Here is a 20,418-nt window from a genome sequence, read left to right on the forward strand (position 1 = left end):
ATGCGATGGCGCATCGAACACGACTACCGCGAACTCAAACACGGCCTCGGCCTTGACCACTTCGAAGGCCGCACCTGGCGCGGCTGGCACCACCATGTCACCCTCGTCACCGCCGCCCAGGCCTTCCTCACCCTGCGGCGACTCGACCCAAAAGCCCACACGCCGGCCTGACCCTCTACCAGGTCCTCGACACCCTCCAGGACCTGCTGCAGTGCTGGACCGGCACCTGCACCACCTGCGGCCGACCCCTGCCGCGCAACACAACCAGACTCAGAACCTAACGAAGCACTACTAGGCTGGTGCCACGGCGAGGGCGTGAGGGAAGGCGGGGCTGGCGTGGGGTTGTTCCGGCGAGGGCCACGGCGTGACGGTGACGACGCGCCCAGGGACCCCGAGTTCTCGTACTTCTCCGTCCGCGAGGCCGCGCTCTTCCGCAGCGGCGTTCGCGAGGCCTTCGCCGAGCGAGGCCTCGAAGTCACCCTCTACGCCGACCTGGTGCGCGACGCCGACGGCCGCGCCTTCGGCCTCGGCAACCTCGCCGCCGTCTGCCACAACGACCGGCGCGGACCGCGCGTCTGGCCCGCCCTGATCCGACGCCACGTCGGCCTCGTGCTGAAGACGATGGACGGCCCCTCGGCACTCGACACCCTCCGGCCCGAACAGATCCGCGCCCAGCTCTACCCCCGCGTCGTCAGCGGCGAGGGCATCGACCCCGGCACGTTCGGCTACGCCCGCAGCGTCGCGCCCGGGCTGTACGAGGTGCTCGCCCTCGACCTCCCGGAGAGCGTCATGATGCTCACCGACGAGGCGCTCGAACCCCTCGGCGACCTCGAGGACCTGCGGGCCCGGGCCCTCGCCAACCTGCGCGGGCTGCCCGTCGAGGGGCACGAGACGGTGCGGGACGCCGACGGCATGTGCTTCGAGGTCATCCTCGGCGACTCCTTCTACACCGCGAGCCGCGTCCTCGACCTGGACGCCGTCGTCCGGCGCGTCACCGGGCGGCCGCTCGGCGAGCACGGAGCCCTGGTCGCCATGCCGTTCCGGCACCAGCTGGCCTTCCACCCGATCCACGACACGTCGATCGTGCCCGCGCTCGGCGCGATGGCCTCGTTCGCCGCCTCCGGCCACGAGGACACCCCCGGTGCCATCAGCCCGTACGTCTTCTGGTGGCGCGACGGCACGCTCACCCAGCTCAGCGACCACGACGAGGACGGCGGCGAGCTGCGGATCGTCGTCGGCGACGACTTCCACGAGCTGCTCGAACGCCTCATCTCCCAGGGGCCCGGACACGGCCCCGACCCGCGCTGACCGGCCACGGCCCCGGCCCGCGCTGACCGGTCGCGTCCCCGGCCCGTGCCGGGCAGGATGAACCCATGTCGAGTACGCCTGAGTCCCGTACGTCCGGACCCGGAAGCACCGAGTCCGCCCCCGCGCCCTTCACCGCCGAGGACTACCGCGCCCGCATGGACCGGGCCGTCGCGTCGGCCGCCGACGCCGGACTCGCCGGCGTCCTCGTCGCCCCAGGACCCGACCTCGTCTACCTGACCGGCTACCAGCCGACCGCGATCACCGAACGCCTCACCGTCCTCGTCCTCGCCGCAGGTCAGGACCCCGTCCTCGTCGTGCCCACCCTGGAGGCCCCGGACGCCGAGAAGGCCCCCGGCGCCGCCGCGCTCACGCTGCGCGACTGGACCGACGGCAAGGACCCGTACGCCGTCACCGCGCCGCTCCTCGACGTCACCGGACGGTTCGGCGTCAGCGACAACGCCTGGGCCATGCACCTGCTCGGCCTGCAGCAGCGGCTCCCCGACACGTCGTACGTCTCGCTCACCGAGGCGCTGCCGATGCTGCGCGCCGTCAAGGACGCCCACGAGCTGGAGCGGATCGCCGCGGCCGGCGCCGCCGCCGACCGGGCGTACGGCGAGATCCTCAAGGTCGCCTTCGCGGGCCGCAGAGAGACCGAGGTGGCCGCCGACCTCGCCGCGCTGCTCATGCGCTTCGGCCACTCCCAGGTCGACTTCACCGTCGTCGGCTCGGGGCCCAACGGCGCCAACCCGCACCACGAGGCGGGCGAGCGGGTCATCGAACGCGGGGACATGGTCGTCCTCGACTTCGGCGGGCTCAAGCACGGCTACGGCTCCGACACCACCCGTACCGTCCACGTCGGCGAACCGACCGAGGAGGAGCGGCGCGTGCACGACCTCGTACGGGAGGCGCAGCAGGCCGGCTTCGAGGCCGTACGGCCCGGCGCGGCCTGCCAGGACGTCGACCGGGCGGCCCGCAAGGTGATCACGGACGCGGGCTACGGCGAGTACTTCATCCACCGCACCGGCCACGGCATCGGCGTCACGACCCACGAGCCGCCGTACATGATCGAGGGCGAGGAGCGCCCGATCGTCCCCGGCATGTGCTTCTCCATCGAGCCGGGCGTCTATCTGCCGGGCCGCTTCGGGGTCCGCATCGAGGACATCGTGACGGCCACGGAGGACGGCGGCCCGGACGGCAGGGGCGCCGGCCGGCGCTTCAACAACACGCCGCACGAGATGGCGATCGTGGAGTAGCTCAGCCGTCCGTCAGGACCACCGCGCACTCGGCGGGCAGCCGCAGCAGCCCGTCGGTGCCCGGAACCTCGACCGGTTCCCAGGCCGCGAGGACCCGGTCGCGGCCGTTGGAGCCCAGCGGGATCGCCACCGGTTCCTTGCCCAGGTTGACCGCGACCCGCAGCACCCCGCGCCGGAACGCCAGCCAGCGCGCCTCCTCGTCGAAGGCGACCCGGACCGCCGCCAGGTCCGGGTCGGTGAGGTCGGGCAGCGTACGGCGCAGCGCGATCAGCTCCCGGTGCCAGGCCGCGAGCCGGTTGTGCGGGGCGCGCTCGCGCTCCGTACGGTCCAGGACGGAACGGTCCCGGGTGGACGGGTCCTGCGGGTCGGGGATGTCCTCCTCCGCCCAGCCGTGCTCGGCGAACTCCCGCCGCCTGCCCCGCCGTACCGCCTCCGCGAGCTCCTCGTCCGTGTGGTCGGTGAAGTACATCCAGGGCGTCGTCGCCCCCCACTCCTCGCCCATGAACAGCATCGGCACCGAGGGCCCCGTCAGGACGAGCGTCGCCGCGCAGGCGAGCAGCCCGGGGGAGAGGGTCGCCGAGAGCCGGTCGCCGAGCGCCCGGTTGCCGATCTGGTCGTGCGTCTGGGCGTAGCCGAGGAAGCGGTGCGCGGGCGTACGGACCCGGTCCACCGGCCGCCCGTGGTGGCGGCCCCGGAAGGTCGAGTACGTACCGTCGTGGAAGAAGACATGCGTCAGCGTCTTGGCGAGCGCGGCCAGCGGGGCGCGCGCGAAGTCGGCGTAGTAGCCCTGGTCCTCGCCGGTCAGCGCCGTGTGCAGGGCGTGGTGGAAGTCGTCGTTCCACTGGGCGTGCAGGCCCAGGCCGCCCGCGACGCGCGGGGTCGTGGTGCGCGGGTCGGCGAGGTCCGACTCGGCGATCAGGAAGTGCTGGCGGCCCTGCTCCCGCGCCAGCTCGTCCACCGCCTCGCTCAGCTCCTCCAGGAACGTCAGCGCCCGGCCGTCCACCAGGGCGTGCACGGCGTCGAGGCGGAGCCCGTCGATCCGGTAGTCCTGGAGCCAGGCGAGCGCGCTGTCCCGCAGATACCGGCGGACCTCGTCCGAGCCGGGCGCGTCCAGGTTCACCGCCGCGCCCCACGGCGTGTGGTGGGTGTCGGTGAAGTACGGGCCGAAGGACGGCAGGTGGTTCCCGGACGGGCCCCAGTGGTTGTGGACGACGTCCAGGACCACGCCCATGCCGAGCCCGTGGGCGGTGTCGACGAAGCGCTTGAGCGCCGTCGGGCCGCCGTACGGCTCGTGCACCGCCCACGGGGCCACCCCGTCGTACCCCCAGCCGCGTGTGCCGGGGAAGGGGCAGAGCGGCATCAGCTCCACATGGGTGATGCCGAGCCCCGCCAGCTCCCCGAGCCGCTCGGCGGCCGCGTCCAGGGTCCCGTCCTCGGTGAAGGTCCCGATGTGCAGCTCGTACAGGACGGCGGCGCGCAGCCGCAGCTTCGGCGCCTCGTTGAACCAGACGTACGCGGAATGGTCGACGACCGCGCTCAGTCCGTCCGGGCCGTCCGGCTGACGGCGCGAACGCGGGTCGGGCAGGACGGGGCCGCCGTCCAGGGAGTAGCCGTACCGGTCGCCGTCCTCGGCCGGCACGACACCGGTCCACCAGCCGGCCCGCTCGGCGTCCCGCTCCAGCGGGTGCCCGGTGCCGTCGAGCTCAAGCGTCACCCGGTCCCGGGCCTGCGGGGCCCACACCTCGAACAGCACCGGCCGATCCCCTCGTCGATGGTCCTCGCGCTCACACCTGGGCCGCCGGGAACCCGCGGCCACGGCGACCATCCTTCCAGTCAGGACCCGGCCGCGCCCGGCGTGTCCCACACGAAGTCGATCGCCCGCTGGAAGGTCGCGTACCCCGTCCGGGCGAAGGCCGCGGCCATCGGGACGTTGCCCAGGTCGGTCGCCGCCCTGATGCGGGGCACGTTCTGCTCGGCCAGGACGCGGGTGCCCTCGGCGAGGATGTCGTCGATGTAGCCCCGGCCCCGGTGGGCGGGGACCACGCCGATGTAGGCGATCGTGTGGTTGTAGTTGTTCCGGGCGGGCACGACGAAGCCGACCGGCTCGCCGCTCTCCGGCAGCCGCGCGATCCGCCACCACTCCCGGGGCGAGGCGTACTGCGCGAACTCCTCGTCGTAGTGCTGCTCGGCCGCCTCCCGTGGCGTCATCCCGGACGCGAGGTCGGCCTGTCCGTGCGCGTCGAGGGTGCCCTCCAGGACCGGGGCCATCAGCGCGACGAGCTCCTCGCGGTCGCGCACCGGGAGGAAGTCGAGACGGCCCGTCGGCTCGGGCACGGGCGTGCCGGGGAGCCACTCCAGGCGCAGCCGCTCGACCAGCGGGCGGGCTCCCGAGGCCTCCAGGACGCCGAACAGCGTCTCCAGTTCGGCGCGCGTCCCCGGCACCTCGCGCCAGTCCGCCGGCAGGAACCGGTTGAACTCGGGGCGGGCCGTGCCCGCCGGTACGACCGCGGCGGTCGCCGTCTCCAGGAGGGCGAGGCCGATCTCGGCGCGCTCCTCGTCGGCGAGTTCGGGGTCGAGGTCGAAGAAGTCGAGGGCGAGCGGCTCTCCGCCCGCCTTCTTGGTCCACCAGGAGATCCTGGCGAGGACCCGGTCGCCGCGCAGGGCGACCCACATCCAGGCCGGCACGCGGCGGCCGGCGGCGAGATCGTCCTCGAGTTCGTGGTCGAGGACATAGCTGAGCCGCTGGAACAGCTCCAGCTCCTCCGGTCCGGCGAGCGGGCGGAGTATCACGCCGTCGGGCGTGGTGGTCGAGGACGCGGTCACGTCATATCCCCCAGGGAGTCGAGTCCGCAGAAGCTACCAGTGATCTTGGCGCGCCCGGTACGGGGTTTCGGCCGCCGAGCCCGGTCCGCGGAGCCCGGCCCGCCGGTCCACCGGCCCCGGCGGAGGCCCGGAGCGGGGGCGACGCGCGCCCCGCGGGCCCCGGACAGCGCCGCCCCGCGGCCCCCGTCGGCCCGCGTTCTGGACACCTCGGGCCCCTCGGACGGACAATCACCGTGTGACCACCCCTTTCGAGTTCTCCACGCACCCGGCTCGGCTCTCCGACGCCGAGCGGGACCGTGCGCTGGAGCTGCTCCGTGAGGGTGCCGCGCAGGGCCGACTCTCGCACGACACCTTCCTGTTCCGGATGGAGCGGGCGCTCGCCGCCCGGCAGCCGGACGAACTCGCCCTCCTCACCGCCGACCTGCGCACCGAGTCCGGCTGGACGCGCCGGGTGGTCGGGGCGGTGGAGAAGATGTCGGCGTTCACCGCCAAGCTCGGCCGCGCCTGGCACGCCGAGCGGCTGCCGAAGCTGCTGATGCCGGAGCCGGGTCCGCACCCGCTGAGGATCGGCCGCGACCCGGTGAACGGGCTGCGGCTCAGCCACGAGACGGTCTCCCGGCTGCACGCCGAACTCTCCCTCCAGGGCGGTCTCTGGGTCCTGCGGGACCTCGGCTCGACCAACGGCACGACGGTCAACGGACGCCGGGTCACGGGCGCGGTGGCGGTCCGGCCGGGGGACGCGGTCGGCTTCGGGCAGATGACGTTCCGCCTCTCGGTGCGCTGAACACCCCTTCCTCCTCAGGGACTTCCCCTAAGGGTGGGGGTAACCCCCCTTCACTGCACGGGAGTCCACCAGTGACGCGCGACCGCCTCCGCCGGGAGGCTTCTCGGCATGAGAAGAACTGACGTTCCGGTCACGGTCCGTACGGCGCGGTGGTGCGCGGTCCATCCGTGGAAGGCCATCGCGGGCTGGGTGCTCCTGCTCGCCCTGTGCGTCGGCGCGGGAGCGGCCGTCGGCACGAACAAGGGGACCTTCGCCGACTTCTGGATCGGCGAGGCGGGACGGGCGGAGGCCATGGCCTCCGGGAGCGGTCTCACGCCCCCGCCGGTGGAGCAGGTCCTGATCGAGCGGAAGCCGGCGGGCGAGGCGAGGTCGACCGCAGGGAACTCGACCGTAGGGAAGGCGACCGCCGACGCGGGGCAACCCGCCGCCGCGGCGGAGGAGATCCGGCGGCGGATGGCCGCGCTGCCCGCCGTCGAGTCCGTCGCCGCACCCGTCGTCTCCGCCGCGCACCCGGAAACGGTGCGGGTCGCGGTCACGCTGCGCGGGGACCGGGAGACGGCGAAGAAGGACGTCGGGACGCTCCTCGCCGAGACGGCCGCCGTCCGACGGGCGCACCCGGACCTGACGATCGAGCAGACCGGCAGCGCGTCCATCTCCGTCGCGGTCAACGACAAGCAGGGGCAGGAGCTCCGGCGGACCGAGATGATCAGCCTCCCGGTCACCTTCCTCATCCTGCTGGTCGTCTTCGGCGCGGTGCTCGCCGCCGGAATCCCCGTTCTCCTCGCCCTGTTCGCCTTCGTCGGCGCGGTCGGCCTGTACGGGCTCGCCTCCTGGGTCTTCCCGGACGCGGGCGGCGCCGCGCTCAGCGTCATCTTCATGATGGGCATGGCCGTCGGCGTCGACTACTCGCTCTTCTACCTCAAGCGGGCCCGTGAGGAACGCGAGCGCTCCGGCGGCACGATCCCGCCCGCCCGCGCCGTCGAACTGGCCGCCGCGACCTCCGGCCGCGCCGTCGTCGACTCCGGGCTCGCGGTCGCGCTCTCCCTCGCCGGTCTGTACCTCGTCGGGGACGTCGTCTTCTCGTCGATCGCCACGGGCGCGATCCTGGTCACGCTGGTGGCGGTCGGCGGCTCGCTGACCGTCCTGCCCGCCCTCCTCGCGAAGGCGGGCCACCGGATGGACGGCGGCCGGCTCGCCCGTCGACGCGCGGCCCGTCGACGCGCCGCGCGACGTGGGAACGGAAGCGGGCGCGGAGAGGGGCGTGTGTGGGCGGTGCTGTTGGGGCCGGTCGTGCGCCGGCCGCTCGTGGCGCTGCTGGCCGGTGTCGCGGCGACGGTCGCGCTCGCGGCGCCGGCGCTCGGGATGCGGCTCGGTACCGAGGGCAAGGAGACGTTCCCCGACAGCGTCCCCGCCGTGGCGGCGTACGACCGGCTCGTGGCGGCCTTCCCGTCCGAGGGGCCCGCGCATCTCGTGCTCGTACGGGCCGAGGATCCGGCGGCCCCGCTGCGAAAGATCGCGGCGGCGACGCGGGGTGACGCGCTGTTCGCCCAGGACACGGAACCGGTGGTGCGGGTCGCCGAGGACGGCCGTACGGCGCTGCTCGCGCTGCCCGTCCCGTACGCGGCGAACTCGCCGGAGGCCACGCGCTCCCTGGAGCGGGTGCGCGAGGTGCTGCTGCCCGCGGCCGTCGAGGGGACACGGGGGCTCGAACGGGCGGTCTCGGGCGAGATCGCGGCGGGCGCGGACTACGCGGCCCACCAGGAGCGGCGGCTGCCGTGGGTGGTCCTCTTCGTCTCGCTGGCGAGCCTGGCGATCATGTACGTGGCGTTCCGCTCGGTGGTCCTCGCGGTGCTCGGCACGGTCCTCAACCTGGCCGCGGTCATGGTGGCCTGGGGCGTGCTCACCCTGGTGTTCCAGGGGACGTGGGCGGAGGGTCTCCTGGGCTTCGAGTCCCTGGGCTTCGTCGGCTCCCGCATGCCGCTGATGGTCTTCGCGATCCTGGTCGGGCTCTCCACCGACTACCAGATCTTCGTGGTCAGCCGCATCCGCGAGGCCGTACGGCGCGGGGTGCCGACCCGGGAGGCGGTGGTCGACGGGATCGCGGGCTCGGCGAGCGTGGTGACCAGCGCGGCGGTGATCATGGTGTCGGTCTTCGTGAGCTTCCTCTTCATCGACCGGATCGAGATGAAGCAGCTGGCGGTGGGCCTGACGGGCGCGGTCCTGTTCGACGCGATCGTGCTGCGCGCCGTGATCCTCCCTTCGGCCCTTGCCCTCCTGGGCGACCGCGCCTGGTGGCCGCACCGCCCGGCGGCGACCGGGCCGCCGCCGCTTGACGTGCGGGAGCAGTCGCCGGCCGGCCGGACGATCCTCGTCTGAACCCGCCCCTCCCCGAGGCGTCAGGTGGTGGTCGGTCCGCCCACGTTCCGGAGCATGCGCCGGAGGACCCTCAGTGTCGTCACGTAGTCCGCGTCCGTGATCCCTTCGTGGATCCGGGCGCGGATCGACGGGGCGTGCCGTTTGAAGTCGGCGCGCGCCTCGTCGCCCTCGGGTGTGATCCACAGGCGGTCGTCTCCGTCGCGGGTCAGCCAGCCGCGCTCCAGGAGGCTGTGCGACTCCGTCACGAGGTCGTCCTCGGGCCTGAGGTAGGAGGCCATCGCCCGCTGGAGCTCCGGGACGGTCATGCCCTCGCCGTCGGGCGAGAGGTCGTCCTTCGAGAGATTGCGCAGCAGCCAGTACTGCGGCTGGGTGAACCCGAGCTCCGCCTGGCGGGCCCGCGTGAAGGCGATCAGGGCCTCGTAGGCCATGCCCGTCCAGTACGCGGCCGGCTGGGCGGCGAGTTCGGCGTCGGTGAGGTGCTGGTTCGTGGTCATCGGAGTTCCCCCTGTGGGTGCCGTGGCGGGTCCCGGTCCGGGTGCCGGTACCCGTACGGTAGAACCTCAACTTTTGTTGAGGTCAACCGTCGAGTCGCGTTCCGCCGTCGTCGGTCGCCTCACCCGTTCGGCGGTACGCGGGCTGCGTCGTACCCCGGTGGGTGATCAGGTGGGTGCACACCCGCCACGCCGGACCGACAGGGGGCGCGATGAGCGACGAGTCGAAGCCGGGCGCGCGCCCCGACCGCTGGGCCGACCTGCCGCCCATGGAGTCCTGGCCCTCCCCGAGCGCCCCCGCCCGCACGACCCTCGCCGCCGCGGCGGCGGCCGCCGGCCGGCTCTGGGGCAGCGGGCCGGTCGCCGAACGGTCACCCGCCCGGACCGTGGCCCCCAGCCCCCTCGACCCCGGGGGCACGCGGTACCCGCACCGCGTCCACCGCGTCCTGCGCGAGCAGTTCCCGCTCACCTACGACCCGTTGCTGCGCGCCTGGGTCCTCAGCCGGTACGCCGACGTGGCCACCGCCCTCACCGACGCGCGCTTCACCCACGGCCACCGCCCGGGCGACCCGCCCTGCGCCCGCACCCATGTCGACGTCGACGAGGCAGAGCTGCGCAGCGTGACCGCGCGCACCGCCCACGTCCTCGCCCGCCGGATCGCCGACCGGCCCCAGGCCGACCTGGTCGCCGACTTCTGCCACTGGCTGCCCTCCGGCACCGTCGCCGCCGCCCTCGGCGTGCCCTACCGGGACATGATGCGCCTGGTCAGGGGCCGGGCCGCCGCCGCGCTCGCCGGCCAGTGCACCGGCCAGATCGCCGTACGGGAGAAGGCCCTCGCCTCCTTCCTCGCCAACGTGCTCGCCGACCCGGACCACGCGCGGGACCTCCACACCGCGCCACCCGGACAACTCGCCCGCGCCTGGACCGAGTCGCTGCGCCGCGACCCGCCCGTCCAGATCGCCGTGCGCCGCACCGCCGCCGAGGTGCGGGTGAGCGGCGGCACGATCCCGGCGGGGGATCCCGTCGCCCTGCTGATCGGCTCCGCGTGCCGGGACCCGGAACGGTTCCGCGAACCCGACCGCTACGACCCGCTCCGCGACGACCCCGGCCAGCTCACCTACGGCAGCGGCGCGTGCCCGGCCGTCCTCCTCGCCGGATTCGAGGCCGAGTACGCCCTGCGGGCGCTCCTCGACGCCATGCCCCGCCTCCGGCTCGCCGACGGCTTCCGGCCCGAGCGGACCGGCCTGATCACCCGCGCCCCGCGGAGCCTGCTGGTCAGGCCGGGCGGCTGAGCAACGCCACCGGACGCGCGTCGAACAGGTCGACGGGCTTCACCGCACCGCCCGTGAACTCCCGCTCTCCGTCGAGGAGATCGACCCAGCGGCCCGGCGGCAGCACCAGCTCCGTGTCCTGCCAGCCGCCCGCCTCCGCAAGGCGCAGCGGCAGCCGTGTGACCGCCGTGACCACCGCGGGCGCGGCGGCCGCGCGCCCGCGCGCGAAGGCCAGACAGTGCTGCGCGGCGCCCCCGGTCACCGTGAGCGGGACGTACGAGTCCCGCGCGGCGAACACCTCGGGCCGCAGCCGCCGCACGGCGAGTGCGGCCCGTACCAGCGCCGTCCTGTCGTCGTCCTCGCCGACCGTGAACGGCCGCCGGTTGTCCGGGTCGACCAGCGCCCGGTACTCCCGCTCCGTCCCCTGGTACAGCTCCGGCACCCCCGGCATCGTCAGCTGCACCAGGGCCGCGCCCAGCATGTGCGTCCGGATGTGCGGCTCCAGGGCGAACGCCGCCTCCGAGGCCGCCCGCAACGGGATCCGGCCCGGTCCTGCGGCCACGAAGTCGGTCACCGCCCGCTCGTACCCCGGGTCGGGCTCGGTCCAGCTCGTGTGCAGCCCCGCCTCCCGTACGGACTTCAGCACCGCCGGTCCGATCCGCCCCGCGTCCGGGGTGCCGAAGCCGAACGCCGTCTGCCACGCCGTCCACGCCAGATGCGGATCGGGCGCCGGGACCCCCGCCACCTCGTCGAGCAACTCCCGCCACACCTGCGGGCATTGGGAGAGCACCGCGATCCCCGCGCGGACGTCCGCGCTGCGCTTGGTGTCGTGCGTGGACAGCACCGTCCCGGTCTCCGGCCAGTCCCTGGACAGCCGCAGGCAGTACGCGTGGAACTCCTCGGGCCCGACGCCAGGACGCCCCGGTTCGCCGCCCACCTCGTTCGCCGAGAGGAGCGGGGTGTAGCGGTAGAAGGCCGTGTCCTCCACGGACTTGGCACGCAGCGCCGATGAGGTCTGCGCGAACCTGGCCCGGAACGCCCGGTGTTCGGGACCGTCGCCGAGCCGGCCGAGGGCCAGGTCCCGTACGGTGTCGACCGCCGAGGCCTCCTCCGCCACGGCGAAGGCCGCCTTCGCGCCCCGCGCCGCCTCCGGCGTCAGCACCGACTCGTCGCCGGTGCGGTAGAAGCGGTAGACCGGCACGCGCACCAGGAGTTCCCGCACGGCCGTCCGCAAGGCCCAGGGCGCGTGGTCGCGCAGGGCGGGGTCGGCCGCGCAGATCCGCTCCGCCAGCCGGGTCAGCGCGCCGGTCTCGGCGGCGAGGTCGTGCGTCACGACCTCGTACGCGGCGCGGCGCGCGGTCGCCTCCCAGGAGCCGCCCCTGTCCCCGGCGCGCCCCACGAACTCCCGGTACAGATCGGCGAGTTCGTCAGCGCCGACGCCGTCCGTGAAAACGCCGTCCACCTGGCGCAGGGCGTCGTAGCCGGTGGTCCCCGCGACCGGCCAGCTCGCCGGCAGCGGTTCCGCGCCGGTGAGGATCTTCTCCGCGACCGTCCAGCACCGGCCTCCCGTCGCCTCCCGCAGCCGCTCGAGATACCCCTCGGGATCGGCGAGCCCGTCCGGGTGGTCGATCCGCAGCCCCTCGATCACCCCGTCCCGTACCAGCTCCACGATCGTGCCGTGCGTCGCGTCGAAGACCTCGGGATCTTCCACGCGGACCCCGATCAGCTCCGAAATGGTGAAGAAGCGCCGGTAGTTGAGCTCCGTACGGGCCAGCCGCCACCAGCCGAGCCGGTACCACTGTGCGTCCAGCAGCTCCGGCAGCGGCAGCCGCTCCGTCCCCGCGCGGAGCGGGAGCGAGAGGCCGTCCACCCACAGCGCGCCGTCGGCGACCCGCATGTGCTCCCGCGCCTCCGGCAGCCGCGCCGGCAGCACCGGCAGCAGGATCCTGCCGTCGCCGGCCGCCCAGTCGACGTCGAACCAGCGGGCGTACGGCGAGTCGGGACCGTCCCGGAGCACGGCGCGCAGCGCGTGGTTGTGCACGGGCGAGGTCGCCATGTGGTTCGGCACCAGGTCCACGACCAGGCCGAGGCCGTGTGCCCGGGCGGTCGTGGCGAGCGCCCGCAGCCCCGCCTCCCCGCCCAGTTCGGCCCGGACCGCACGGTGGTCGGTCACGTCGTACCCGTGCGTCGATCCGGGCACGGCCTCCAGGACGGGGGAGAGGTGCAGATGGGACACCCCGAGCCCGGCGAGGTACGGGACCGCGCGCTCGGCAGCCGAGAACGGGAACTCCGGCTGGAGTTGGAGCCGGTAGGTGGCGGTGGGCACGGTCCGGGCGGCCGGCGGGGCCGGGAGCGAGGGCGTCATGCGAACGTACGTACCCGGCCGGGCGCCTTCTGTGTCATCGCCTCATGCGTCCGTTCGGGTGCATCGCGTTACGTTCTGGCGATGCTCCGGATGTATCGCGACACATTGTCCCTGCTCGGACCGGTCCTGCCGGTCGTGTCGTTCCTGGGACGTCTCCCCACCGCCATGTGTCAGCTCGGCAGCCTGCTCCTGGTCGCCGAGACCAGCGGGTCGCTGACGACCGCCGGGCTCGCGGGCGGGGCGCTCGCGGCGGGGCAGACGGTCGCCGGTCCCGTCATCGGCCGGCTCGCGGACCGGCGCGGTCAGCGCGGGGTGGTCCTGGCCGCGTCCCTCGCCAACGCGGTGGCCGTCGTGGCGCTCGTCCTGGCCGCCACGGCGCGGGCGGAGACCGGCTGGCTGATGCTCCTGGGCGCGCTCGCCGGGGCGACCGTCCCGCAGGTCGGGCCGCTCGCCCGGAGCCGCTCGGTGGCCCTGGCCCGCCGCTCCGGCGGGGACGACCGGCTGGTCGGCACGGTCCTCTCGTTCGAGGGCACCCTGGACGAGGTCTCCTTCGTCCTGGGTCCCGCTCTCGTGGGCCTCGCCGCCGCCCTCGCCCATCCGGCGGCCGCCCTCCTGACGGCGGCCGCCCTCCTCGCGACCTGCGGCACGGCGTTCGCGCTGCACCCGTCGGCGCCCGGCGGCGCCACCCGTTCGGGCGCCGCCGAACGAGGCCGGCTGCCGGGCTCCGCGTACGCCCTTCGGGCCGCGATGGTGCTCCAGGGCGCCATGTTCGGAGCCTCGCAGGCCGGCATCACCGCGCTGACCGAGAAGCTCGGGGCGCCCGCGCAGGCGGGGCTCGTCTACGCGGCGATGGGGGTGATGAGCGCCGCCGTGGGCCTCTCGATGGCCGCCCTGCCGGTCCGGATCGGGCTGCGGACCCGCTGGCGGGCGGCCACGGCGGGGCTCGTGCTGCTGTCGGTACCGCTCCTGTTCGTGGACTCGCTGATCGGTCTCTACGTGGTCGTGGTCGTCCTGGGTGCCGCGTACGCGCCGCACCTGATCACCGTCTTCGGACTGACCGAGCGGACCGTGCCCGCCGCCCGGCTCGCCGAGTCGATGGCCTTCCTCACCAGCGGCGTCGTCGGCGGCCAGGCGCTCGCTCTCGCGCTCTCCGGCCGCCTCGCGGACACGCGCGGGGCGTCCGCCGCGTTCGCGGTGGCGGTCGTCGCGGCGCTGCTCTGCGCGGCGCTTTCCTGGTCGGTCCGCACCCGGCCGTCCCGCCGGGGCGTCGCGGTCAGGCGGGCCGCCTGAGGACCGTCAGGCTCAGCGGAGCCAGGGAGACGCGTTCGCCCGCCGCGACCTTCGGACCCTCCTGCGGGGGGATGCCCTCCGGGTGGGAGGTGTCCACGACGACCCGCCAGCTCTCCCCGTGGTTGATCGGGACCGCGAACTCCAGCTCCTGCGCGGATGCGTTGAACATCAGCAGGAACGAGTCGTCCCCGATGCGCTCCCCCTGCGGTCCCGGCTCCGAGATCGCGTTGCCGTTGAGGAAGACCGACAGGGCCTGCGCGTGCGCCGCCTGCCAGTCCCGCGCGGTCATCTCCTCGCCCTCCGGCGTGAACCAGGCGATGTCCGTCAGCTCGTCGTGCGTCCCCTCCACCGGGCGCCCGTGGAAGAAGCGGCGGCGCCGGAAGACCGGGTGGTCACGGCGCAGCCGCACCATGGCCCGGGTGAACTCCAGGAGCGTGCCCTCCTCCGACGCGCCCGGCTCCGGCCAGCGCACCCACGCCACCTCGTTGTCCTGGCAGTACGCGTTGTTGTTGCCGCCCTGCGTCCGGCCGAACTCGTCGCCGTGGCTCAGCATCGGCACGCCCTGCGAGAGCATCAGCGTCGCGAGGAAGTTCCGCATCTGGCGGGCCCGCAGCTCCCGGATCCCGATGTCGTCGGTGTCGCCCTCGGCCCCGCAGTTCCAGGACCGGTTGTAGCTCTCGCCGTCCCGGTTGCCCTCGCCGTTCGCCTCGTTGTGCTTCCCGTCGTACGACACGAGGTCGCGCAGCGTGAAACCGTCGTGGCAGGTCACGAAGTTGACCGAGGCGAGCGGCCGGCGGCCGTCGTCCTGGTACAGGTCGGAGGAGCCGGTGAGCCGCGACGCGAACTCGGCGAGCGTACGCGGCTCACCGCGCCACAAGTCCCGTACGCAGTCACGGTACTTGCCGTTCCATTCGGTCCACAGCGGCGGGAAGTTCCCCACCTGGTAGCCGCCCTCGCCGACGTCCCACGGCTCGGCGATCAGCTTCACCTGGCTGACCACCGGGTCCTGCTGCACCAGGTCGAAGAAGGACGACAGCCGGTCCACCTCGTGGAACTGGCGGGCCAGCGTCGCCGCGAGGTCGAAGCGGAAGCCGTCGACATGCATCTCCGTCACCCAGTACCGCAGGCTGTCCATGATCAGCTGCAGCACGTGCGGGGACCGCATGAGCAGCGAGTTCCCGGTGCCGGTGGTGTCCGTGTAGTACCGGGGATCGTTCGAGAGCCGGTAGTACGAGGGGTTGTCCAGGCCCCGGAAGGAGAGCGTGGGGCCCAGGTGGTTGCCCTCCGCCGTGTGGTTGTAGACCACGTCGAGGATGACCTCGATGCCCGCCTGGTGCAGCGCCCGCACCGCCGACTTGAACTCCAGGACCTGCTGGCCCCGGTCGCCCCAGGAGGCGTACGCGTTGTGCGGGGCGAAGAAGCCGATCGTGTTGTAGCCCCAGTAGTTGGCGAGCCCGGCGTCCACCAGGCGGTGGTCGTTGACGAACTGGTGCACCGGCATCAATTCGAGCGCCGTGACGCCCAGTTCCTTCAGGTGCCCGATCACCGCCGGATGGGCGAGCCCCGCGTACGTCCCGCGCAGCTCCTCCGGCAGCTCCGGGTGGAGCATGGTCAGGCCCTTCACATGAGCCTCGTAGATCACCGTGCGGTGGTAGTCGGTGCGCGGACGCCGGTCGTCGCCCCAGTCGAAGTACGGATTGACCACGACCGAGGTCATCGTGTGCGGCGCCGAGTCGAGGTCGTTGCGCGAGTCCGGCCGCCCGAAGTGGTAGCCGTACACCGCCTCCCCCCACTCGATCGAGCCCGACACGGCCCGCGCGTAGGGGTCGAGGAGCAGCTTCGCCGCGTTGCAGCGCTGCCCGCGCTCCGGCGCGTACGGACCGTGGACCCGGAATCCGTACCGCTGACCCGGCATCACTCCCGGCAGATAGGCGTGCCGGACGAAGGCGTCCGTCTCGCGCAGCTCCACCGCTGTCTCCGAGCCGTCGTCATGGAGCAGACACAGCTCGATCCTGTGGGCGGCCTCGGAGTAGACCGCGAAGTTGGTTCCGGCGCCGTCGTACGTCGCGCCCAGGGGATACGCCTGTCCCGGCCAGACCTGCATAGATAAGACTCTTCCATTCTGATCCGGGTGTGGGGGTGCACTCCGGCCAGATCCTGCCGAAAGAGGGCGGGGCGCGGGCGACCCGACACGCCGGGCGCGGGCGAGCCGCGCGGGACGGGGGTCGGGTTCCGGCCGCCGCGTCAACGGCGGAACGCCCGCCGACCCTGTCGTACGGCTCGACATCGTGTTCCCTTCCGGGCCCGGACCCCGGTGCCGACCGCCGCCCGCCTGCCGGGTGGGCTTCCGGCCCGCACCCAGGGACGCTTCCGCTATGAATCCGCTCACTCCGGTCCATCTCGCCACGTGGAACGGCACTCGGAATCAGGGGAGTTGAGCGAGCAGCCTGTCGATCCTGCTGCACCGGCTCCCGCTCGCGGAGTACCCTTCCTTGATCGTTGACAGACGGTCGGATCGGGCGTCCAGGAGCAGAAGGCGGTGCGCGGGTGAGCTCGGGAGGTCTGGAGCTGCCCCCAGGTGACGCGGGTCACGAGGGGGGCTCGCCCGACCCCGTGGAGGTACCGCCCGGAGCGGTCTCCGTCGCCAGGCCGATGGAGATCGGGGCAGAGCTCGACTGGGGCGCCGAGGCCTGGAGCGAGGTGCGCACCCGCGCCCAGCGGGCCGGGCGGGCCTATATCTGGCTGAATCTCGTCGAGCAGCGGCTGCGCGCGGTAGTGGCCGCCGTACTGCGTCCGGTGTACGAACCGGTGCACGGCGAGGAGTGGGTGGTGGCCGCGGCCGGGCCCGCCGGACAGGAGTGGGTGCAGCGGGCCGTCGCCGTCCGCGAGGTCTCGCGGCGCAAGGGCTACCTCCTGGACCCGGCCGACGACAACGTCCTCAGCTTCCTCACGCTCCCGCAGCTGCGGGAGCTGATGGTGCAGCACTGGCCGTGCTTCGAGCCGTACTTCGACGACCGGCGCGAGGTCGAACTCGCCCTGGACGAGCTGGAGGTGACGCGGAACGTCGTCTCCCGCAACCGGGCCCTCTCGCTCACCGTCCTCGCCCAGTCCGAACGCGCGTCCGCCCGGCTCCTGGAGATCCTGGGCAGCGGCGCGGGCGTGCCGTCCGCCGACCGGCTGCCGGTCGACGCGGTCGAGGACCTCGTCGGCGACCGGTACGCGGACGTCGTCTCCGTCCACCCGGACCGGGTGCGGCTGCAGCGGCAGCTGCCGGCCGAGGACCTCTTCGGCGGAGCCCGCCGCCTGGACGCCACGGGCATAGGCCTGAACCTCCTCGTGCAGAACTTCTCCGGGCGGCGGCTCGTGCGGCTCGCCGAGTCCGGCTGCCGGATACGCCTGCTGTTCCTGAACCCGGCGAGCAGCGCCGTGAAGCGGCGTGAGCGGGAACTGGGGCTGAAGAAGGGTGAGCTGAGCCGCTCGGTGGAGATGAACATCCTCCACATGCGGCGGGTGCGGTCCCGGCTGCGCGACCCGGACGCCTTCCAGATCCATGTCTTCGACGAGACCCCGCGCTTCACCGCGTACCTGGTGGACGGGGACGGGCCGGACGGGGTCGCCGTGATCCAGTCGTACCTCCGGAAGGCGCGGGGGATGGAGGCGCCGGTGCTCGTGCTGCGCGGGGGCGGCCGGAACCTGGTGCGTTCGGGCCAGTCGGCACGCGACGGCGAATACGGACTTTTCTCGACATACAGGGAGGAGTTCGAGTCGGTCTGGCTCGACTCGCGCCCGGTCTCCTGAGGCCTGCGACGGCCGCGCGACGGCCGGGGGGAAGCTGCGCGCCGGCCGGGAGACGGCCCGCAGGGGTGCGTTGTCAGTGGCGCGTGCGAGGGTGTTCAGCACCACGGGGGAGATCACGTAAGGAGGCCCGATGGCTTGGCACGGGGAACCGCTGGTCGGATTCGACCTGGAGACGACCGGCACGGAACCGCTGGAGGCGCGGATCGTGACCGCCGCGATCGTCGGCGTCTCGGGGGACGGACGGGTCACGCGGCACCGGGACTGGCTCGCCGACCCGGGCATCCGGATCCCGGAGCAGGCGTCCGCGATCCACGGCATCAGCAGCGAGCGGGCCGCCGCCGAGGGGCGGCCGGTGGCCGAGGTGGCCGACGAGATCGCGGAGACCCTGACGGGGTACTGGAACCAGGGCGTCCCGATCGTGGCGTACAACGCCTCGTTCGACCTCACGCTCCTCTCCGCCGAGCTGCGCCGCCACGGGCTGCCGTCGTTGAGCGAGCGGCGCGGGGGCGCCCCGATAGGCCCGGTCGTCGACCCGTACACCATCGACCGGTCCGTCGACCGGTACCGCAGGGGCAAGCGGACCCTGGAGGCGGTCTGCGCCGAGTACGGCGTCGTCCTCGAAGCGGCCCACCAGGCGTCCGCCGACGCGGAGGCCGCCGTGCGGGTGGCCGTCGCGATAGCCGAGCGGCACGCTTCGGTCGCCGCACTGACCCCGGCCGAACTGCACGGCCGTCAGATCGACTGGTACCGCGCCTGGGCCGAGGACTTCCAGGCCTTCCTGCGCCGCAAGGGCAGCCCGGACGCCGTCGTCGACCCGTCGTGGCCCCTGCGGGAGCTCGCCCCGGTGGCCCGCTGACGGACCGTGTCGCGCGGAGCGGTCGGTCAGCCGATCGGGTTCTCCGCCAGGAAGTCCAGAAGCAGCGTGTTGATCCGCTCGGGCTGGTCCAGCTGGAGCCAGTGGCCCGCGTTCTCCACGCGCTCGTAGCGCCAGGTGCCGTCCACGTGCTTGCCGGTGCCGGCCATGGACCGCTCGGTCATGAAGCGGTCGCCGGTCGACCAGACGCCGAGGACCGGGCCCGGCAGGGGCGGCAGGGGCAGCGCCGGGCCGAACTGCACCTCGGCGGGCACGCCCGCCCGGTAGATGTTCAGGGCCGCCGTCAGCGCACCCGGCGCCCGCAGCGGCTCGATGATCGCCTCCGCGTCGGGGTGCTCGGTCAGCATCTCCCTGAGGTGGGCGAAGTCGTCCCGGGCGAGCCAGTCCTCGGCGAGCCCCGGGAACTGGAACAGGATCATGTACCAGGACCGCTGCTTCTGCTCGAAGCCCGCGTCCAGGACGGCCGACAGGTGTCCGACCGACAGGATGCTCAGGGACGCCACCCGCTCGGGCGCGAACTGGGCGAGGCCCTGGACGACGCCCGAACCCCAGTCGTGCCCGACGACATGGACGCGGCCGTCGATCTCCAGGTGGGCCAGCAGCTCCAGCAGGTCGCCGACGTGCTTGGCCGGGTGGTACGCCTCGACCCCGCCGCCCTCTTCGGGTCGGCCGGAGGAGCCGAAGCCCCGCAGGGTCGGCGCGACGCACTTGTACCCGGCGGCGGTCAGGGCCGGCACCTGGTGGCGCCAGAGACGGTGGCTGTCGGGGAAGCCGTGCACCAGCAGCACGGCCGGTCCCTCGCCGCTCACCTCGACGTCCAGGGTCACCTCGGACAGTTCCACGCGCATCACAACACCCCGTTCATGAGTGGGACTTCGCAGGACTCGCACGACCGACCCCGTCCGCGTGTCAGAAGGGGTACCACCGCACGGTGGCATCACCCTCCCGCAGCGAGGTGACGCGGCGCTCGAATTCGGCCAGTGCCTTGGGGTTCGTCGGCGCGTGCTGGGCCACCCAGGCGCAGCTCGCGGTCTCCCGGGCCCCGCGCAGTACCGCGCAGCCGTCCCACGCGCGGACGTCCCAGCCGTACGCCTCGGTGAAGGCGTCGTAGGCGGCGGGATCGAGTCCGTACCGGTCGCGGGAGAGGGCGAGGACCACCAGATCGTGTTCGCGCAGATCGGAGGAGAAGGTCTCCAGATCGACCAGGACCGGCCCCTCGGGGCCGACATGGACGTTCCGGGGCAGGGCGTCGCCGTGGATCGGGCCCGGGGCGAGGTGGGGGGTGAGCGCGGCCGCCGCCGGGGCGAAGGCGTCCCGCCGCTCGCGCAGGAAGGCGGCGTCTGCCGGGTCGATGGCGTCTCCGGCGAGCCGCAGCCACCGCTCCACACCGCCCAGGAGCTCACGGCGCGGCAGCGTGAAGTCCGTCGGCTCGGGCAGGGCGTGGATCCGCCGGAGCAGCGGTGCGAGATCGCGCGGCTCGGCGGGGCGCACGGCTTCGGGCAGCCGGTGCCAGAGCGTGACCGGGTGGCCGTCGACCAGCCGGGGCTTCGGCTCGGCCGCCCGTACCGCCGGGATGTCCGTCTCCGCCAGCCAGGCGGCGAGCGCGAGTTCCCGTTCGGCGCGGGGGAGCAGCTCCGGGTCCCGGCCGATCTTCACCACGAGCTCGCCCACGGCGAAGACCGCGTTCTCGCCGAGCGCCAGCAGCCGTGGCCGTGTCTCCGGGGCCTCCCCATCCGTCGACAGCCCCGCGGCCGTCAGGATCTCCCGTGCCCGCGCCTCGTCCAT

Annotated in this window: 15 protein-coding genes and 1 pseudogene; 9 read left to right on the forward strand and 7 right to left on the reverse strand. The window is 73.5% G+C overall.

Translation table 11 applies throughout. From position 1 onward, the window contains the following. The 3 genes and pseudogenes from ACF09C_RS04620 to ACF09C_RS04630 all read left to right on the forward strand — a co-directional run. Nucleotides 1-171: pseudogene (locus tag ACF09C_RS04620) on the forward strand (IS701 family transposase); the annotation flags it as partial. 165 nt (nucleotides 172-336) lie between these two features. Beyond that, entirely contained in the window at nucleotides 337-1,308 is a 972-nt protein-coding gene (locus tag ACF09C_RS04625; protein WP_392088715.1) for a hypothetical protein, read from the forward strand. A gap of 65 nt (nucleotides 1,309-1,373) precedes the next feature. Continuing rightward, nucleotides 1,374-2,561, forward strand: a complete 1,188-nt coding sequence (locus tag ACF09C_RS04630; protein ID WP_392088717.1) for an aminopeptidase P family protein — start codon at nucleotides 1,374-1,376, stop codon at nucleotides 2,559-2,561. Nucleotide 2,562: 1 nt separating this feature from the next. Here the strand turns inward: ACF09C_RS04630 and treZ are convergent, their stop codons facing one another. Together treZ and ACF09C_RS04640 are read right to left on the reverse strand one after the other, a co-directional pair. Beyond that, the gene (treZ, locus tag ACF09C_RS04635) at nucleotides 2,563-4,314 is read right to left on the reverse strand and encodes a malto-oligosyltrehalose trehalohydrolase (RefSeq protein ID WP_392088719.1); all 1,752 of its coding nucleotides are present in this window, start codon (nucleotides 4,312-4,314) and stop codon (nucleotides 2,563-2,565) included. Nucleotides 4,315-4,394: 80 nt separating this feature from the next. Next, nucleotides 4,395-5,384: a GNAT family N-acetyltransferase gene (locus ACF09C_RS04640; protein WP_392088721.1), complete on the reverse strand. Its 990-nt coding sequence runs from the start codon at nucleotides 5,382-5,384 to the stop codon at nucleotides 4,395-4,397. Between the two features lie 235 nt (nucleotides 5,385-5,619). On the opposite strand from ACF09C_RS04640, the gene ACF09C_RS04645 reads away from it, so the two are divergent. Beyond that, nucleotides 5,620-6,168, forward strand: coding sequence for an FHA domain-containing protein (locus ACF09C_RS04645; RefSeq protein ID WP_392088723.1), 549 nt, complete (start codon nucleotides 5,620-5,622; stop codon nucleotides 6,166-6,168). A 108-nt stretch (nucleotides 6,169-6,276) separates the two neighbouring features. Next, complete coding sequence (locus ACF09C_RS04650) at nucleotides 6,277-8,544, forward strand: MMPL family transporter (protein ID WP_392088725.1); 2,268 nt, start codon at nucleotides 6,277-6,279, stop codon at nucleotides 8,542-8,544. A 20-nt stretch (nucleotides 8,545-8,564) separates the two neighbouring features. On the opposite strand, the gene ACF09C_RS04655 is transcribed toward ACF09C_RS04650, so the two are convergent. Beyond that, complete coding sequence (locus ACF09C_RS04655) at nucleotides 8,565-9,038, reverse strand: MarR family winged helix-turn-helix transcriptional regulator (RefSeq protein WP_392088727.1); 474 nt, start codon at nucleotides 9,036-9,038, stop codon at nucleotides 8,565-8,567. A gap of 209 nt (nucleotides 9,039-9,247) precedes the next feature. Here ACF09C_RS04655 and ACF09C_RS04660 point away from each other — a divergent pair, with 209 nt between their 5' ends. Further along, nucleotides 9,248-10,327: a cytochrome P450 gene (locus tag ACF09C_RS04660; protein ID WP_392088729.1), complete on the forward strand. Its 1,080-nt coding sequence runs from the start codon at nucleotides 9,248-9,250 to the stop codon at nucleotides 10,325-10,327. Here ACF09C_RS04660 and treY read toward each other — a convergent pair. Continuing rightward, the gene (treY, locus tag ACF09C_RS04665; RefSeq protein ID WP_392088731.1) at nucleotides 10,311-12,671 is read right to left on the reverse strand and encodes a malto-oligosyltrehalose synthase; all 2,361 of its coding nucleotides are present in this window, start codon (nucleotides 12,669-12,671) and stop codon (nucleotides 10,311-10,313) included. The two genes, ACF09C_RS04660 and treY, sit on opposite strands and share 17 nt — an antisense overlap. Nucleotides 12,672-12,761: 90 nt before the next feature. Here treY and ACF09C_RS04670 point away from each other — a divergent pair, with 90 nt between their 5' ends. Further along, nucleotides 12,762-13,961 (forward strand): MFS transporter, encoded by a 1,200-nt coding sequence (locus tag ACF09C_RS04670; protein WP_392090204.1) that lies wholly within the window; start codon nucleotides 12,762-12,764, stop codon nucleotides 13,959-13,961. Here the strand turns inward: ACF09C_RS04670 and glgX are convergent. Further along, nucleotides 13,945-16,065, reverse strand: a complete 2,121-nt coding sequence (glgX, locus tag ACF09C_RS04675) for a glycogen debranching protein GlgX (protein ID WP_392088733.1) — start codon at nucleotides 16,063-16,065, stop codon at nucleotides 13,945-13,947. The two genes, ACF09C_RS04670 and glgX, sit on opposite strands and share 17 nt — an antisense overlap. A gap of 443 nt (nucleotides 16,066-16,508) precedes the next feature. Here glgX and ACF09C_RS04680 point away from each other — a divergent pair, with 443 nt between their 5' ends. Further along, the gene (locus tag ACF09C_RS04680) at nucleotides 16,509-17,759 is read left to right on the forward strand and encodes an SAV2148 family HEPN domain-containing protein (protein ID WP_392088735.1); all 1,251 of its coding nucleotides are present in this window, start codon (nucleotides 16,509-16,511) and stop codon (nucleotides 17,757-17,759) included. Between the two features lie 130 nt (nucleotides 17,760-17,889). Next, nucleotides 17,890-18,615 carry a 3'-5' exonuclease gene (locus tag ACF09C_RS04685; RefSeq protein ID WP_392088737.1) on the forward strand — a complete coding sequence of 242 codons (726 nt, stop codon included), beginning with the start codon at nucleotides 17,890-17,892 and terminating at the stop codon, nucleotides 18,613-18,615. A gap of 26 nt (nucleotides 18,616-18,641) precedes the next feature. Here the strand turns inward: ACF09C_RS04685 and ACF09C_RS04690 are convergent, their stop codons facing one another. Together ACF09C_RS04690 and ACF09C_RS04695 are read right to left on the reverse strand one after the other, a co-directional pair. Next, nucleotides 18,642-19,481: an alpha/beta fold hydrolase gene (locus tag ACF09C_RS04690; RefSeq protein ID WP_392088739.1), complete on the reverse strand. Its 840-nt coding sequence runs from the start codon at nucleotides 19,479-19,481 to the stop codon at nucleotides 18,642-18,644. Between the two features lie 61 nt (nucleotides 19,482-19,542). Continuing rightward, nucleotides 19,543-20,418 (reverse strand): phosphotransferase enzyme family protein, encoded by an 876-nt coding sequence (locus tag ACF09C_RS04695; RefSeq protein ID WP_392088741.1) that lies wholly within the window; start codon nucleotides 20,416-20,418, stop codon nucleotides 19,543-19,545.

This window comes from Streptomyces sp. NPDC014870 (genome assembly GCF_043081505.1).
GTDB lineage: Bacteria > Actinomycetota > Actinomycetes > Streptomycetales > Streptomycetaceae > Streptomyces.

Excerpts from the sequence above, each read along its gene's own strand:
- ACF09C_RS04630 (WP_392088717.1), top strand. The coding sequence starts at position 1,374 with ATGTCGAGTACGCCTGAGTCCCGTACGTCCGGACCCGGAAGCACCGAG.
- ACF09C_RS04650 (WP_392088725.1), top strand. The coding sequence starts at position 6,277 with ATGAGAAGAACTGACGTTCCGGTCACGGTCCGTACGGCGCGGTGGTGC.
- ACF09C_RS04655 (WP_392088727.1), bottom strand. The coding sequence starts at position 9,038 with ATGACCACGAACCAGCACCTCACCGACGCCGAACTCGCCGCCCAGCCG.
- ACF09C_RS04660 (WP_392088729.1), top strand. The coding sequence starts at position 9,248 with ATGAGCGACGAGTCGAAGCCGGGCGCGCGCCCCGACCGCTGGGCCGAC.
- treY (WP_392088731.1), bottom strand. The coding sequence starts at position 12,671 with ATGACGCCCTCGCTCCCGGCCCCGCCGGCCGCCCGGACCGTGCCCACC.
- ACF09C_RS04670 (WP_392090204.1), top strand. The coding sequence starts at position 12,762 with ATGTATCGCGACACATTGTCCCTGCTCGGACCGGTCCTGCCGGTCGTG.
- glgX (WP_392088733.1), bottom strand. The coding sequence starts at position 16,065 with ATGCAGGTCTGGCCGGGACAGGCGTATCCCCTGGGCGCGACGTACGAC.
- ACF09C_RS04685 (WP_392088737.1), top strand. The coding sequence starts at position 17,890 with ATGGCTTGGCACGGGGAACCGCTGGTCGGATTCGACCTGGAGACGACC.
- ACF09C_RS04690 (WP_392088739.1), bottom strand. The coding sequence starts at position 19,481 with ATGCGCGTGGAACTGTCCGAGGTGACCCTGGACGTCGAGGTGAGCGGC.
- ACF09C_RS04695 (WP_392088741.1), bottom strand. The coding sequence starts at position 20,418 with ATGGACGAGGCGCGGGCACGGGAGATCCTGACGGCCGCGGGGCTGTCG.